The organism is Rubrivirga sp. (assembly GCF_965213695.1).
In the GTDB taxonomy this organism is placed as follows: domain Bacteria; phylum Bacteroidota; class Rhodothermia; order Rhodothermales; family Rubricoccaceae; genus Rubrivirga.
This window is the reverse complement of record NZ_OZ243912.1, coordinates 3,239,113-3,253,794: the sequence shown is the minus strand read 5'-3', so window position 1 is coordinate 3,253,794 and position 14,682 is coordinate 3,239,113. Positions and strand designations below refer to the sequence as shown.

General features: G+C 68.4%; 23 protein-coding genes and 2 pseudogenes. All 25 read left to right on the top strand.

Going from position 1 to position 14,682, the window contains the following annotated elements; translation table 11 throughout:
* The first annotated feature begins 29 nt into the window (after window positions 1-29).
* Entirely contained in the window at window positions 30-308 is a 279-nt protein-coding gene (gene rpsS / locus ACOOHE_RS14465) for a 30S ribosomal protein S19 (RefSeq protein WP_420454793.1), read from the top strand.
* A gap of 66 nt (window positions 309-374) precedes the next feature.
* Window positions 375-773 (top strand): 50S ribosomal protein L22, encoded by a 399-nt coding sequence (gene rplV / locus ACOOHE_RS14460; RefSeq protein ID WP_420454792.1) that lies wholly within the window; start codon window positions 375-377, stop codon window positions 771-773.
* A 24-nt stretch (window positions 774-797) separates the two neighbouring features.
* Window positions 798-1,628: a 30S ribosomal protein S3 gene (gene rpsC, locus ACOOHE_RS14455; protein ID WP_420454791.1), complete on the top strand. Its 831-nt coding sequence runs from the start codon at window positions 798-800 to the stop codon at window positions 1,626-1,628.
* Window positions 1,629-1,667: 39 nt separating this feature from the next.
* Window positions 1,668-2,069, top strand: a pseudogene (rplP, locus tag ACOOHE_RS14450) (50S ribosomal protein L16); the annotation flags it as partial.
* A gap of 530 nt (window positions 2,070-2,599) precedes the next feature.
* On the top strand, window positions 2,600-2,803 hold the full coding sequence (gene rpmC, locus ACOOHE_RS14445) for a 50S ribosomal protein L29 (protein WP_420454790.1): 204 nt from the start codon (window positions 2,600-2,602) through the stop codon (window positions 2,801-2,803).
* Window positions 2,804-2,998: 195 nt separating this feature from the next.
* On the top strand, window positions 2,999-3,289 hold the full coding sequence (rpsQ, locus tag ACOOHE_RS14440; protein WP_420454789.1) for a 30S ribosomal protein S17: 291 nt from the start codon (window positions 2,999-3,001) through the stop codon (window positions 3,287-3,289).
* 89 nt (window positions 3,290-3,378) lie between these two features.
* Complete coding sequence (gene rplN / locus ACOOHE_RS14435; RefSeq protein ID WP_420454788.1) at window positions 3,379-3,747, top strand: 50S ribosomal protein L14; 369 nt, start codon at window positions 3,379-3,381, stop codon at window positions 3,745-3,747.
* 77 nt (window positions 3,748-3,824) lie between these two features.
* Window positions 3,825-4,211 carry a 50S ribosomal protein L24 gene (gene rplX / locus ACOOHE_RS14430; RefSeq protein ID WP_420454787.1) on the top strand — a complete coding sequence of 129 codons (387 nt, stop codon included), beginning with the start codon at window positions 3,825-3,827 and terminating at the stop codon, window positions 4,209-4,211.
* A 69-nt stretch (window positions 4,212-4,280) separates the two neighbouring features.
* The gene (gene rplE / locus ACOOHE_RS14425; protein ID WP_420454786.1) at window positions 4,281-4,850 is read left to right on the top strand and encodes a 50S ribosomal protein L5; all 570 of its coding nucleotides are present in this window, start codon (window positions 4,281-4,283) and stop codon (window positions 4,848-4,850) included.
* 29 nt (window positions 4,851-4,879) lie between these two features.
* Entirely contained in the window at window positions 4,880-5,197 is a 318-nt protein-coding gene (gene rpsN, locus ACOOHE_RS14420) for a 30S ribosomal protein S14 (RefSeq protein ID WP_420454785.1), read from the top strand.
* Between the two features lie 126 nt (window positions 5,198-5,323).
* Window positions 5,324-5,725, top strand: coding sequence for a 30S ribosomal protein S8 (gene rpsH / locus ACOOHE_RS14415; RefSeq protein WP_420454784.1), 402 nt, complete (start codon window positions 5,324-5,326; stop codon window positions 5,723-5,725).
* A gap of 54 nt (window positions 5,726-5,779) precedes the next feature.
* Window positions 5,780-6,346: a 50S ribosomal protein L6 gene (gene rplF / locus ACOOHE_RS14410; RefSeq protein WP_420454783.1), complete on the top strand. Its 567-nt coding sequence runs from the start codon at window positions 5,780-5,782 to the stop codon at window positions 6,344-6,346.
* Between the two features lie 108 nt (window positions 6,347-6,454).
* A complete protein-coding gene (gene rplR, locus ACOOHE_RS14405; protein WP_420454782.1) occupies window positions 6,455-6,805 on the top strand; it encodes a 50S ribosomal protein L18 in 351 nt (116 codons plus the stop codon).
* A 13-nt stretch (window positions 6,806-6,818) separates the two neighbouring features.
* The gene (rpsE, locus tag ACOOHE_RS14400; RefSeq protein WP_420454781.1) at window positions 6,819-7,379 is read left to right on the top strand and encodes a 30S ribosomal protein S5; all 561 of its coding nucleotides are present in this window, start codon (window positions 6,819-6,821) and stop codon (window positions 7,377-7,379) included.
* Window positions 7,380-7,454: 75 nt separating this feature from the next.
* Window positions 7,455-7,634: a 50S ribosomal protein L30 gene (rpmD, locus tag ACOOHE_RS14395; protein ID WP_420454780.1), complete on the top strand. Its 180-nt coding sequence runs from the start codon at window positions 7,455-7,457 to the stop codon at window positions 7,632-7,634.
* Window positions 7,635-7,788: 154 nt separating this feature from the next.
* Window positions 7,789-8,250 carry a 50S ribosomal protein L15 gene (gene rplO / locus ACOOHE_RS14390; protein ID WP_420454779.1) on the top strand — a complete coding sequence of 154 codons (462 nt, stop codon included), beginning with the start codon at window positions 7,789-7,791 and terminating at the stop codon, window positions 8,248-8,250.
* Window positions 8,251-8,312: 62 nt separating this feature from the next.
* On the top strand, window positions 8,313-9,650 hold the full coding sequence (gene secY / locus ACOOHE_RS14385; protein WP_420454778.1) for a preprotein translocase subunit SecY: 1,338 nt from the start codon (window positions 8,313-8,315) through the stop codon (window positions 9,648-9,650).
* A complete protein-coding gene (gene map / locus ACOOHE_RS14380) occupies window positions 9,651-10,505 on the top strand; it encodes a type I methionyl aminopeptidase (RefSeq protein WP_420454777.1) in 855 nt (284 codons plus the stop codon).
* Window positions 10,506-10,533: 28 nt separating this feature from the next.
* Entirely contained in the window at window positions 10,534-10,752 is a 219-nt protein-coding gene (infA, locus tag ACOOHE_RS14375; RefSeq protein ID WP_095516158.1) for a translation initiation factor IF-1, read from the top strand.
* Window positions 10,753-10,903: 151 nt separating this feature from the next.
* Window positions 10,904-11,020 carry a 50S ribosomal protein L36 gene (rpmJ, locus tag ACOOHE_RS14370; RefSeq protein WP_095510537.1) on the top strand — a complete coding sequence of 39 codons (117 nt, stop codon included), beginning with the start codon at window positions 10,904-10,906 and terminating at the stop codon, window positions 11,018-11,020.
* 90 nt (window positions 11,021-11,110) lie between these two features.
* The gene (gene rpsM, locus ACOOHE_RS14365) at window positions 11,111-11,491 is read left to right on the top strand and encodes a 30S ribosomal protein S13 (RefSeq protein WP_420454776.1); all 381 of its coding nucleotides are present in this window, start codon (window positions 11,111-11,113) and stop codon (window positions 11,489-11,491) included.
* A gap of 140 nt (window positions 11,492-11,631) precedes the next feature.
* Window positions 11,632-12,030 carry a 30S ribosomal protein S11 gene (rpsK, locus tag ACOOHE_RS14360; protein WP_420454775.1) on the top strand — a complete coding sequence of 133 codons (399 nt, stop codon included), beginning with the start codon at window positions 11,632-11,634 and terminating at the stop codon, window positions 12,028-12,030.
* Window positions 12,031-12,219: 189 nt separating this feature from the next.
* A complete protein-coding gene (gene rpsD, locus ACOOHE_RS14355) occupies window positions 12,220-12,822 on the top strand; it encodes a 30S ribosomal protein S4 (RefSeq protein WP_420454774.1) in 603 nt (200 codons plus the stop codon).
* 73 nt (window positions 12,823-12,895) lie between these two features.
* Entirely contained in the window at window positions 12,896-13,873 is a 978-nt protein-coding gene (locus ACOOHE_RS14350) for a DNA-directed RNA polymerase subunit alpha (RefSeq protein WP_420454773.1), read from the top strand.
* Window positions 13,874-13,954: 81 nt separating this feature from the next.
* Window positions 13,955-14,536, top strand: a pseudogene (gene rplQ / locus ACOOHE_RS14345) (50S ribosomal protein L17); the annotation flags it as partial.
* Between the last annotated feature and the right edge of the window lie 146 nt (window positions 14,537-14,682).

Genomic DNA, 14,682 nt, shown 5'->3' with positions numbered 1-14,682 from the left:
CCATCCCCCCATACATCCAGACTCATCCAATGGCACGTTCGCTCAAGAAGGGACCCTTCGTCCACTACAAGCTCCGCGAGAAGGTCGAGGAGATGAACGAGGGCGGCAAGAAGCGCGTCGTCAAGACGTGGAGCCGCGGCTCGATGATCACGCCCGACATGCTCGGCCACACGTTCGCCGTCCACAACGGGAAGCAGTTCATCCCGGTCTACGTGACCGAGAACATGATCGGCCACCGGCTGGGCGAGTTCGCCCCGACGCGGACGTTCCGCGGCCACGCTGGCGGCAAGAAGGACCGCCGCCGCTAATCACAAGCCGTGAGCGGTGAGCCGTGAGGGCTCATAGCTCCACGCTCATCGCTCAACGATAGAATCATGGAAGCACGCGCCAAGCGGAAGTACCTCCGCATCAGCCCCCGCAAGATGCGGATCGTGGCCGACGTCGTCCGCGGCAAGAACGCCCAGCAGGCCATCACGACGCTGGAGTTCATGCCGCAGAAGGCCGCCGCGATGGTCCGCCGGGCCATCCAGGACGCCTACGGCAACTTGGTGGACCAGAACCAGGACGAGCGGATCGACGACGACGCGCTCATCGTCAAGACCATCATGGTCGACCAGGCGCCCGTCATCAAGCGGTTCCGCCCGGTCTCTCGCGGCCGGGCCCACCCGATCTTGAAGCGCTCCAGCCACCTCACCGTCGTCGTCGGCACGCCCGACGTGACGGAGGAGGCTGACGACCGGACGATCCGTCGCGGCGAGCGCGTCACGGACTAACCCCACACCCAGACACCAAAGACAATGGGTCAGAAAACCAACCCCATCGGCTTCCGTCTCGGTGTGATCCGAGGCTGGGACTCGAACTGGTACACCGACGGCACCTACGCCGACAAGATCGTCGAGGACCACGAGATCCGTCGCTACCTCGACGCCCGCCTCAAGCGGGCCGGCCTGAGCCGCGTCGTGATCGAGCGGACCCCGAAGCGGGTCATCTTGACGCTGCACACGTCGCGTCCGGGCGTCATCATCGGCCGCGGCGGCTCCGAGGTCGAGAAGCTCCGCGAGGAGCTCAAGGCGCTCACGGCGAAGGACATCCAGATCAACATCAACGAGATCAAGCGGCCCGAGCTGGACGCCTCGCTCGTGGCCCAGAACATCGCGCAGCAGCTGGAAGGCCGCGTGTCCTACCGCCGCGCGATGAAGCAGGCGCTCGGGGCCGCGATGCGAATGGGCGCCCAGGGCATCCGCATCAAGCTGGCCGGCCGGCTCGGCGGGTCGGAGATGGGCCGCGTCGAGCAGTACCTCGAGGGCCGCGTCCCGCTCCACACGATGCGGGCCGACATCGACTACGCCCAGGCGACGGCGTTCACCATCCAGGGGACGGCCGGCGTCAAGGTCTGGATCTTCCACGGCGAGGTCATCGGCCAGCCCGACCTCTCGCCGAACGCGACGGCCCAGCGCCAGCAGAATGCGGCGCCGAGCGTCCCGGAGCGGCGTCGCCGTGAAGGCCGTGGCGGTGGCCGCGACGAGCGCGGCGGCGGCGACAACCGTGGCGGTCGCGGTCGCGGCGGCAACTCCGGCGGCGGCGGACGTGGCCGCGGCGGCAGCGGCGGCGGCGGTGGCCGTCGCTAACCGACCCTTCCTGCAACTCCCATCGAGACCGAGTAAACCATGTTGATGCCGAAGCGGACCAAGTTCCGCAAGATGCAGAAGGGCCGCGTCAAGGGCCTCGCCCAGCGGGGCGCCCGCGTCACCTTCGGGGACTACGGGATCAAGGTCCTCGAGGCCGGCTGGATCACGTCCCGCCAGATCGAGGCCGCCCGTATCGCCATGACCCGCCGCATGAAGCGCGTGGGCAAGGTGTGGATCCGCGTGTTCCCCGACAAGCCGATCACCAAGAAGCCGGCCGAGACCCGGATGGGCAAGGGCAAGGGCTCGCCCGAGTACTGGGTGGCCGTCGTCAAGCCGGGCCGGATCCTGTTCGAGATCGGCGGGGTCGACGAGGAGTTGGCCCGCGAGGCCATGCGCCTGGCGATCCAGAAGCTCCCCGTCAAGGCCAAGTTCGTGGTCCGCCCGGAGGCCGCGCCCGTGCCCCCGCCGGCCGGGACCGCCGCCGACGAGGTGGACGCGATCACGGCCGAGGTCACCACGACCGACTTTACCAAGGTCTACGGCTTGGGCGACACGATGGCCGAGCAGCTCGAGGCCGCCGGCATCGACTCGTTCGAGAAGCTGGCCAACCTCGACCTGGAGCAGCTCCGCGAGATCGTCCAGGCCGACGGGACCGACCAGCAGTCGGTCAACGAGGAGACGTGGGCCCGCCAGGCCCGGTACCTCGCCGACGGCGACTTCGACGGGCTCGACGAGTACGTCGAGGGCCTGCGCGAGCAGGACGGCAACGTCGTCGAGATCGACACCGACGAGCCCATCGAGCGGCCGGTGGCCGAGAACGCCTCCGAGTCCGCCGAGGAGAACGCCGGCCCGAACCCGCAGCACCAGGGCGACCGGACGTCGGACGACGGCAACACGCCGCCCAGCAGCGACTGACCTTCCCCACTCGGCCCCGGGCGCTGTGAGCGGTCGGGGTCTCTTTGACCATCGACATGAAAGCCAACGAGATCCGCGACCTCAGCGAGGCCGAGATCCGCCAGCGGATCGCCGAGGAGCAGCGGGACCTGACCGACCTCCGGTTCCGGCGCTCCGTGACCGGCCTCGAGAACCCAATCGTCCTGCGCAAGAAGCGGCGCGAGATCGCCCGCCTCCAGACGGTCCTCAACCAGAAGAAGGCCACTCAGGCCGGCGCGTAGGCGGCCCGGAGCGCGTGAAGCTTCGGTGGGGGAGGGGCCTCGGGCCCCGCTCTCCCTGAACCTTCACCGGCCCCGTGCCTATCCTCGCATCCTGCCGGGCTAGCCCCGGCCCCGCGCCCAGGCGCACCTTCCGTAGTTGGTGGGGTCCCGGCCCACCAAGCGACTAGCACCCCGCCCGAGAGGGCCCCCCAGGCTATGGCTACTGACACCCCGACCGCCGACGCGGCGGTCGCCGAGCGCGGCGCGCGCAAGTTCCGCGTCGGCCTCGTCGTGAGCGACAAGATGGACAAGACGATCACCGTGGCCATCGAGCGCCAGGTGAAGCACCCCATCTACGGCAAGTACGTCAAGCAGACGACCAAGCTGAAGGCCCATGACGAGACGAACGACGCTGGCGCGGGCGACACCGTCCGCATCCAGGAGACCCGCCCGCTGTCGAAGACGAAGCGGTGGCGGCTCGTGGAGATCCTCGAGCGCGCCCGGTAACCATTGACGATTTCAGATTGGCGGTTGACGATTTGGAGGCGACTCCGGTTCATCAATCGTACATCACAAATCGCAGATCTCAAATCGCAATGATTCAGCAGGAATCCCGACTCAACGTCGCCGACAACAGCGGGGCCAAGGAGGTCCTCTGCATCCGCGTGCTCGGCGGCTCCGGCCGCCGCTACGCCCGCGTCGGCGACGTCATCGTCGTCTCGGTCAAGAACGCGATCCCCGGCGGGAACGTGAAGAAGGGCGACGTCTCGAAGGCCGTCATCGTCCGGACCAAGAAGGAGCTCCGCCGGCCGGACGGCTCCTACATCCGGTTCGACGAGAACGCGGCCGTCCTCCTCAACGACGCCGACGAGCCCCGCGGCACCCGCATCTTCGGGCCCGTCGCCCGTGAGCTCCGCGACCGCCAGTTCATGCGGATCGTCTCCCTCGCCCCGGAAGTCCTTTAGCGTGGAATGTTGAACGTGTGAACGTGGAAGGTTCCGAACCTTCAACCTTCAACACAACCACATTCAACCCCGAAACGATGCCTCGCACCACAAACAAGCAGAAGAAGCTCCACGTCAAGAAGGGCGACACGGTCGTCCTGACGAAGCGGATCACGGCCCACGGCGGCGGTCAGAACGACCGACCGAAGGGGTACCAGGCCCGCGTGCTCGATGTCTACCCGGGCAAGGAGCGTGTGCTCGTCGAGGGGGTCAACCTCCGGCTCAAGCACACCAAGCCGAACCAGACCTACCCCAACGGCGGTCGGATCGAGGCCGAGAAGCCCATCCACATCTCGAACGTGATGGCCGTCGACGGCAACGGGGCCCCCACCCGGATCGGCCGCAAGCGCGTCGAGGACCCGAACACGGGCGAGGGCCGGTGGGTCCGCTACGCGAAGACGACCGGCGAGGAGCTCGACAGCTAGTGGCCCGTAGCGTATTACGTGTTGCGTGTTGAGCGCACCCTGATACGCAACACGCAACACGCAACAAAGATGGAAAACTACACCCCCCGCCTCAAGGAGCGCTACCGCTCCGAGATCGCCCCGGCGCTGACCGAGCAGTTCGGCTACACGAACCCGATGGAGGTCCCGCGCCTCTTGAAAGTGGTTGTGAACAAGGGGATCGGCGAGGCCTCGCAGAACAAGAAAGTCCTCGACGACACCGTTGAGGAGCTCCGCAAGATCACCGGCCAGCAGCCGACGGTCCGCAACGCGCGCAAGTCGATCTCGAACTTCAAGCTGCGCGAGGGGATGCCCGTCGGCGCCGCGGTCACACTCCGGGGCGACCGGATGTGGGAGTTCGTGGACCGGCTGGTGACGCTGGCGTTGCCGCGCGTCCGCGACTTCCGCGGCGTGCCGGACCGCTCGTTCGACGGCCGCGGCAACTACACGCTCGGCGTCAAGGAGCAGATCATCTTCCCCGAGATCGACATCGACTCGACGCCCCGCATCTCGGGCCTCGACATCACGTTCGTGACGACGGCCGACACGGACGAGGAGGCCCACGCGCTGCTCAAGGCGCTCGGGATGCCGTTCGTCCGCCGCGAGGCCCAGGCCGCGTAAGGCCGCCCCACTCCACACCGAGAGATCCCATGGCTAAGACATCCGTCGTCGCCCGCGAGAAGAAGCGCCGCAAGGCCGTCCAGAAGTACGCCGCCAAGCGCGCTGAGCTGAAGGAGCAGATGCGGCAGCTCAAGTCGAGCGACGACTTCAACCCGGCCGACGCGCAGGCGATCGCGGAGCAACTCCAGAAGCTGCCGCGCAACGCCAGCCCCGTCCGCCTCCACAACCGCTGCGCCCTGACGGGCCGGCCGCGTGGCTACCTCCGCACGTTCGGCGTCTGCCGCAACGTGTTCCGCGAGCTCGCCGTCGAGGGCAAGATCCCCGGCGTCCGCAAGTCGAGCTGGTAGCGAGTTCGGAGTTCGGAGTTGGGAGTCATCTCCGGTTCAACTCTGAACTCTGAACTCTGAACCCTGAACTCCAGACTTTCTATCCTCTAGCGGCCAAGCGGGCTCCCCGAACTGGCCGAAGACACCATGAGCGCTCTCAGCGATCCCGTCGCGGACTACCTCACCCGGATCCGCAACGCCCAGAAGGCCCGCCACCCCTACGTGGACGTGCCGGCCTCGAACCTCAAGCGGGCCATCACCCAGATCTTGGTCGACAAGGGCTACGTGGCCGACTACGTCAACGTCGAGGACTCGAAGCAGGGGCTGATCCGGATCTACCTCAAGTACCTCCGGGGCGGCAAGCCGGTCATCCAGACCATCGACCGCGTGTCGAAGCCGGGCCTGCGCCGGTTCGTCGGGGCGAGCGACCTGCCGCGCGTGATGAACGGGCTCGGCATCGCCGTGATCTCGACGAGCCGCGGGGTGATGACCGACAAGGAGGCTCGCCGCGCCGGCATCGGCGGCGAGGTCCTGGCGACCGTCAGCTAACCCGATTCCCACCGCGCGAGGCGCCGGGCGGGCGGCCTCACATCCCAGACTCTCATGTCCCGAATCGGAAACCTCCCCATCCCGGTCGCCGACGGCGTCTCGTTCGACATCTCGAACAAGAACCACGCGACGGTCAAGGGCCCCAAGGGCCAGCTCGAGCTCGACGTCGACCCCGACCTCTCGGTCGAGATGCAGGACGGCGAGATCGTCGTCTCGCGGCCGACCGAGCAGAAGCGGCACAAGGCGCTCCACGGCCTGACGCGGTCGCTCCTCGCCAACATGGTCCAGGGCGTCTCGGAGGGCTACACGAAGGAGCTCGACGTGATCGGCGTCGGGTACCGCGCCGAGGCGACGAAGGTGCAGGGGCTCGACGTGCTCGAGCTCGCGCTCGGGTTCTCGCACCCGATCTACTTCGTCCCGCCGGACGGCATCGACATCGAGGCCACGACGGTCCGCGGCCAGAACCCGCGGATCAAGATCACCGGCATCGACAAGCAGTTGGTCGGCCAGGTGGCGGCCAAGATCCGGGCCCTCCGTCCGCCGGAGCCTTACAAGGGCAAGGGCGTCCGGTACACCGACGAGTACGTCCGCCGCAAGGCGGGCAAGACGGCCGCGAGGTAATGGGCACAGGGTGAGGGGTGATGAGCCCTTCACCCGTTGCTCCTCACGCATCACTCAACCCCCGCGCGGCCAGACGGCCATCCCGTCGGCCCCCAGCGCTCCCCCATCATGTCCAAGACCGCGAAGAAGGTCACGCAGCGCGCCCGCATCCGGCGCCGCATCCGCGCCAAGGTCGCCGGCACGCCGGCCCGCCCGCGCCTGAGCGTGTTCCGCTCGAACAAGCACATCTACGCCCAGCTCATCGACGACGCGGCCGGCACGACGCTGGCCGCCGCCAGCACTCGGGAGAACGGGGGCGGCATCGGCGTCGACGCCTCGAAGGCGGTCGGCCAGCGGATCGCGGAGCGGGCGAAGGAGGCCGGCGTCGACCGCGCGGTCTTCGACCGGGGCGGCTACCGCTACCACGGCAACGTCCAGGCGGTCGCCGAGGGCGCCCGCGACGGCGGCCTCACCCTCTAACACACGCACTCACATGGCACAGCAGCAGAACCGAGGCGGTCGCGGAGGCCGGGACCGTCGCAGCGACGGACGCGACAACGAGGCGAACCGCTCGAACCTGATCGAGAAGCTCGTCGCGGTCAACCGCGTGGCGAAGGTCGTCAAGGGCGGCCGGCGCTTCTCGTTCAACGCCGTCGTCGTCGTCGGCGACGGGAACGGGAAGGTCGGGCAGGGCCTCGGCAAGGCCAACGAGGTCGCCGACGCGATCTCGAAGGGGACCGAGGACGCTAAGAAGAACATGATCGCGGTCCCGGTGACGGGCACGAACTCGATCCCGCACGCGGTCCGCGGCGTCCACGACGCCGGCACGGTCCTCCTGAAGCCGGCCTCGGACGGGACCGGGGTCATCGCCGGCGGCGGCGTCCGCGCGGTGCTCGAGTGCGCCGGCATCTCGAACGTGCTGTCGAAGAGCCAGGGCTCGTCGAACCCGCACAACCAGGTCTCGGCGACGATGGACGCGCTCCAGCAGCTCCAGGACCCCGGCGAGGTCGCCGCCCGCCGCGGCATCACCATCAAGCAGGTGTTCGAGGGGTAGAGCCGTGAGCCGTGAGCGGTGAGCGATGAGCTCTCTGCGACGGCTCACCGCTCATCGCTCACAGCTCATAGCTCCATGCCAACGATCAAGATCACCCAGACCAAGAGCGTCATCCGTCGGCCCGGCGACCAGAAGCGGACGATGGTCGCGCTCGGCCTCCGCAAGATCGGGAAGACCGTCGAGGTCGAGGCCACGCCGCAGATCCGCGGGATGGTGGCCAAGGTGAGCCACCTCGTCTCCGTCGAGGAGGCGTAGGGCTCCGGCCCTTCACCGAAAACCGAATCCTCGGTCGGCCCGGCCCCGCGCCCGGCCGGCCTATCTTTTCCAGGCGCCACCATCGGCGCCGCGCCGGCCCCACCCGTCGGCGCTCGCGAGTCGGCTCCGGCCGGCGACTCAAGCCACCCATACGATGGACCTCAGCAACCTGAAGCCCGCCAAGGGCTCGACCAAGAACCGCAAGCGCGTCGGGCGCGGCGAGGGCTCCGGCCATGGCGACACGGCCACGCGCGGCCACAAGGGCCAGAAGAGCCGCTCCGGCGGCGGCGTCCCGACGTGGTTCGAGGGCGGCCAGATGCCGCTCCAGCGGCGCGTCCCGAAGTACGGGTTCAAGAACCGGAACCGCGTCGCCTACGACCCGATCAACATCGGCCGCCTGGCGACGCTCGTCGAAGAGGGCCGGCTGGAGGCGGGCTCGACCGTCTCGCCGGAGACGCTGAAGGCGCTCGGCATCGGCGGGAAGAACGGCCGGTACAAGATCCTGGGCGACGGCGACTTCGGCGTCAAGCTGGACGTCCACGCCCACGCCTTCTCGGCGTCGGCCAAGGAGAAGATCGAGGCCGCTGGCGGGACCGCCACCGTCGTCGAGGCCTAGGGGGTGTCGGACACGGGGCACGCTCCCCGACCTCCGGACCCTGAACCCTGAACCCCACAAGAATGGCCTCGGTCGCCGAATCGATCCGCAACATCTGGAAGATCCACGAGCTCCGGCAGCGGATCATCTTCACGCTGGGCATCCTGGTCGTCTACCGGCTGGGCTCGTACGTGACGCTCCCGGGCGTCGACGCGATCGCGCTCCAGGAGCTGGCGAACGCCAACCCGAACCAGGGCGGCCTGTTCGGGCTGTTCGACCTGTTCGTCGGCGGCGCGTTCTTCCGGGCCGGCGTGTTCGCGCTCGGCATCATGCCGTACATCACGGCGTCGATCATCATCCAGCTGCTGGGCGCGGTCTGGGCGCCGATCCAGAAGCTCCAGCGCGAAGGGGAGGACGGGCGCCGCAAGATCACCCAGTGGACGCGGTACGGCACGATTGCCATCACGGCGCTCCAGTCCATCGGCTACGCGATCAACCTGCAGGCCACGTCCGGGCAGGCCATCGTCATCCCGGCGTGGGCGTTCACCGTCGTCTGCGTGATCTGCTTGACGGCCGGGACGGTCTTCGTGATGTGGCTCGGCGAGCGGATCACCGAGAAGGGGATCGGCAACGGCATCTCGCTGATCATCATGATCGGGATCATCGCGTTCCTGCCGCAGGCGCTCCTCAACGAGATGCCGCAGATCGGCGGGGTCGGCCGGGCGGACACGAACATCTTCATCTTCCTGATCGAGCTCGCGGCACTGTTCATCGTCACGGCCGGCGTCGTGTTCGTGACCCAGGGGACGCGGCGGATCCCGGTCCAGTACGCCAAGCGCGTGATCGGGCGGAAGCAGATGGGCGGCACCACGCAGTACCTCCCGCTCCGGGTCAACGCGGCCGGCGTCATGCCGATCATCTTCGCGCAGTCGATCATGTTCATCCCGAGCACGATCGCGTCGTTCTTCCAGGAGAGCGCCTTTTGGCAGACGGTCGGCACGGCGACGGGCGACATCTTCGGGTTCTGGTACTCGGCGATCTTCTTCGTCATCTGCGTCTTCTTTACGTACTTCTACACGGCCATCGCGGTGAACCCGCAGGAGATGGCCGACACGATGAAGCGCCAGGGCGGCTTTATCCCGGGCGTCCGGCCGGGCCGCCAGACGAGCGAGTTCATCGACACGATCCTGACGCGGATCACGCTGCCGGGCGCCATCTTTATCGGGTTCGTCGCCATCCTGCCGGCCATCGCCGCGCAGTTCGGGGTCCAGCAGGGGTTCGCCCAGTTCTTCGGCGGGACGAGCCTGCTGATCCTGGTTGGCGTGACGCTCGACACGTTGCAGCAGATCGAGAGCCACCTGCTCATGCGGCACTACGACGGGTTCATGAAGACGGGCCGCGTGCGCGGCCGGCGACGGTAGATGGCGTCCGGCCGCATCCTGCTGAAGAACGATGCCGACGTCGCGGGCATCCGCGAGGCGGCGGCCGTCGTCGAGCGCGCGCTGGCGGCGGCGGCCGAGCTCGTCCATCCGGGCACGCCGACGCTCCGCCTGGACCAGGCCGCCGAGGCCGTCATCCGCGACGCGGGCGGGCGGCCGGCGTTCAAGGGCTACCGGATGGGCGGCGACACGCCGCCGTTCCCGGGCAGCCTGTGCATCTCGGTCAACGACGTCGTTGTCCACGGCTTCCCGAGCGCCTACGAGCTCCGCGAGGGCGACGTGGTCGCGGTCGACTGCGGCGTCGAGCTGGGCGGCTACTTCGGCGACTTCGCGTACACGTTCCCCGTCGGGGAGATCTCGGCGGAGGCTCAGGACCTGCTCGACACGACGCGGGCGGCGTTGTACGAGGGGATCGAGCAGGCCGGCGCCGGGCGGCGCGTCGGCGACATCGGCTACGCGATCCAGAGCTACTGCGAGGGCCGGGGCTACGGCGTCGTCCGCGACCTGGTGGGGCACGGGGTCGGGAAAAGACTCCACGAACCCCCCAACGTCCCGAACCTCGGGCGGCGGGGCGTGGGTAAAAAGCTGCGCGAGGGCCTGACCCTGTGCATCGAGCCGATGATCAACGGCGGCACGGGCGACGTCACCGTCGACGACGACGGGTGGACGGTCCGCACGGCCGACGGCGCGCCGAGCGCCCACTACGAGCACATGGTGCTCGTCCGGCGGGGCGGCGCCGAGATCCTGTCGTCGTACGACCTCATCGAATCCGCGCTGGCGACGGCGCGCGGTGAGAGCCTGGCGGCCCCGGCCGTCCCCGTCGCCTCCGAGTCCTAAGCAACCACCTGCGCTCCGGCGCTCCCGCATGGCGAAGCAGCCCGCGATCCGACAAGACGGCAAAGTCACCGAGGCCCTCCCGAACGCCCAGTTCCGCGTGGAGCTGGAGAACGGGCACGAGATCCTCGGCCTCCTCTCTGGCAAGATGCGGAAGTTCTACATCCGCATTCTGCCGGGCGACCGCGTGACGGTCGAGATGTCGCCGTACGACCTCACGAAGGGCCGGATCGTCTACCGCTACAAGTAGGGGCGGGTCGCGATCCGCCCCCCGGAGGGCGCCCCGACGGAGTGAGTTCGGCGGGCTTTTCACGCCATCTGGGGCGTATCTGCCTCCGGGTAGAGCGTTCTTTCAGGCCGGCCTTTTTCCGGCCGCCCCCCACGACCAGACCAGACCGACCATGAAGGTTCGCGCCAGCGTCAAGAAGCGGTCGGCCGACGACAAGATCGTCCGCCGCAAGGGCCGCATCTACATCATCAACAAGAAGAACCCCAAGCACAAGCAGCGCCAGGGGTAACGCATCGGGCGATTGGTGATCGGGCGATTGACGATCGGTCGCCCAGGCATCCCAATCACCTGATCGTCAATCACCAAATCTGACTTTCCCATGCCTCGAATCGCAGGAGTCGACGTCCCCGGCCGCAAGCGCGGCGTAGTCGCCTTGACGTCGATCTACGGCGTCGGCACGAGCCGCGCCGAGGAGATCTTGGAGCGGGTCGGCCTCGACGCCGACACGTACCCCGACCAGTGGTCGGAGGACGAGACGCGCCGCGTCCGGACCCTTATCGAGGACAACTACGTCGTCGAGGGCTCGCTTCGGACCGAGACCCAGCTCAACATCAAGCGGCTGATGGACATCGGCTGCTACCGCGGGCTCCGCCACCGCCGGAGCCTGCCCGTCCGCGGCCAGCGGACGAAGACGAACGCCCGCACCCGGAAGGGCCGCAAGAAGACGGTCGCCGGGAAGAAGAAGGCACCGCGCAAGTAGCGCACCGGGGGACGCCAGCCGGCGCCCCCCCTCGTTTGCCCGGAGCGTCCGCACGCAGGCATCCCGCTCGTCGGGACCACCCCTGACGCGACCGCTCCGATCCACCTCCGAGCCCCCGGGCTCCACTAAGAAGCACTGACATGGCCAAGCAGCAGCGCCCCGCGCGCGGCCCCCGCCGCAAGAAGGTCCAGGTCGAGTCGAACGGCAACGCCTACATCAAGGCCTCGTTCAACAACGTCCTCATCACGATCACCGACGCCTACGGCAACACGATCTCGTGGAGCTCGTCGGGCAAGATGGGCTTCCGCGGCTCGCGGAAGAACACCCCGTACGCGGCCCAGGTCGCGGGCACCGAGGCGGCCAAGGAGGCCTACGACTTGGGGCTCCGCCGCGTCGACTGCTACGTGAAGGGCCCCGGCTCCGGCCGCGAGGGCGCCATCCGCGCGCTCGCCATCGCCGGCTTGGAGGTCCTCTCGATCCGCGACACCACCCCGATCCCCCACAACGGCTGCCGGCCGCCCAAGCGGCGGAGGGTGTGATGAGTGAAGGGTGACGGGTGAAGGGCAACGGCTCATCACTCCTCACCCTTTACCCCTCACCCGCCCGCAGGGCAGAAGCCCGGTTGCGCCCGCCTCGCCCGCCGTCCGGCGCCAGCGGGGGCGGACCGCACGTAGTTCCAGCGTCTCCCGGTAGCCACGGGAGATCAACTCACGAGACAACACAAAAAAATGGCCCGTTACCGCGGACCCAAGCAGAAGGTCGCCCGCCGCTTCGGTGAGCCCATCTTCGGCCCCTCGAAGGCCCTCGACCGCAAGCCCTACGGCCCCGGCCAGCACGGCAACGCCCGCCGCCGCCGCGAGTCCGAGTACTCGATCCAGCTCAAGGAGAAGCAGAAGGCGAAGTACACCTACGGCCTGCTCGAGCGCCAGTTCAGGAACCTGTTCGAGAAGGCCGCCCGCAAGAAGGGCGTGACCGGCGAGAACCTGCTCCAGATGCTCGAGGCCCGGCTGGACAACGTCGTCTTCCGCTTGGGCTTCGCGCGGACGCGCCGCCAGGCCCGCCAGTTGGTGACGCACGGCCACGTGATGGTCAACGACCGCGTCTCGGGGATCCCGTCGCACGGGCTCCGCCCCGGTGACATCGTCGAGGTCCGGCCGAAGTCGAAGAACCTGGAGTCGATCCAGGACGCGGTCAACGTGAACCGCCGGAGCTACCCGTTCCTCGAACTCGACCGCGACGCGCTCAAGGGCAAGTTCCTCGACTTCCCGGCGCGCGAGGACATCCCGGAAAACATCCGGGAGCAGCTCATCGTCGAGCTCTACAGCAAGTAATCCGCCCGGCGCGACGGTGGCCTAGAGCCCCGGCGCGCCTCGCTCTCTCTCAGACAACGACTAAGCCCCAACTATGGCACAGATTCAGCTCCAGATGCCCGACGGCGTGCAGGTCGAGGAGATGAACGAGACGTACGGGCGGTTCGTCGTCCAGCCGCTCGAACGCGGCTACGGCGTCACCATCGGGAACGCGTTCCGGCGCGTCCTCCTCTCGTCCCTCTCCGGCACGGCCATCACGGCCGTCCGCATCGACGGCGTCCAACACGAGTTCTCGACGATCCCCGGCGTGACCGAGGACGTGACCGACATCATCCTCAACCTCAAGGGCGTCCGGTTCCGGGCCGAGGAGGAGGACGAGGGCTCGGTCTCGATCCACCTCGAAGGCCAGGGGGCCTGGACCGCGAAGGACATCGCCGACAACACGGCGGACTTCGAGGTCCTCAACCCCGACCACCACATCGCGACCCTCGCGGAGGACGCCGACGTCCGGATCGACTTGCGCATCGAGCAGGGCCGCGGCTACGTCGGCGCCGACGACAACAAGCGGTCCGACGACCCCATCGGCGTCGTCGCCATCGACGCGATCTTTACGCCGATCTTGAACGTCCGCTACAACGTCACGCCGACGCGCGTCGGCGACAAGATCGACTACGAGCGGCTGACGCTCGAAGTCGAGACGGACGGGTCGCTCTCGGCCGAGGACGCGCTCACGAACGCGGCGGCCATCCTGCGCGACCACATCGGCCTGTTCGTCGAGGTCGACACGTCGACCGGGCAGGACGCCGAGGAGACCGAGGTCGACGCCGAGGTCCAGCGCGTCCGCGCGATCCTGGGCCAGTCGGTCGACGACCTCGACCTGTCGGTCCGCGCCCAGAACTGCTTGCGCGCCGCGTCGATCAAGACGATCGGCGACCTGGTCCGCCGGGAGGAGAGCGAGATGCTCAAGTTCCGCAACTTCGGCCGGAAGTCGCTCTTGGAGCTCGTCCAGGTCCTCGACGAGCGGGGCTTGCGCTTCGGCATGGACGTCGAGCGCTACGGCGACATGAACTAGACGGTACGGGGGTACAGGGTACGCGGTACGGGAGAGCCCGCCGCCGGCCCGGTACCCAGTACCTCGTACCCAGTACCCGCTATGAACCACGGAAACAAGATCCTCAAGATCGGCCGGACCGCCTCCCACCGGAAGGCGACGCTCCAGCAGATGTCCGCCGCGCTCCTGGAGCACAAGCGGATCAAGACGACGTTCGGCAAGGCCAAGGCGCTCCGCCGCTTCGTCGAGCCCATCATCACAAAGTCGAAGGACGACTCGACGCACAGCCGCCGCCAGGCCTTCCGGCTCCTCAACGACAAGGAGGCCGTCAAGCGGCTCTACGACGAGGTGGCCGAGGTCGTCGGCGACCGGCCCGGCGGCTACACCCGGATCGTGAAGCTGGGCCAGCGGGCCGGCGACGCGGCCGAGATGGCCATCGTCGAGTTGGTCGACTTCAACGACGTCAAGCCCGACGGGTCGAAGAGCTCGTCGAAGAAGACGCGCCGCTCGCGCCGCCGCAAGGGCAACAACACCGCGCCGACGATCCCGACCGCCACCTCGACGCCCCCGGCAGCGGCGTCGACCGCCCCAGCGGAGGAACTGGCGCCCGAGTCGACCAACGTCGCCGAGACGCCGGCCGATGAGACGACGCCCGACGCGGCGATCCAGGAGGCCGACCCGGAGACGACGGAGACCCCGGCCATCGAGTCCGCTGGTGCCGACGAGACGACGCCCGACGGCACCGGTGCCGTCCAGGTCCCGCCCCACGGCGACGACCACCCCGACGCGGGCCAGGGCGCCCCGACCCAGACCGGCGAGCCCGGCCCGGG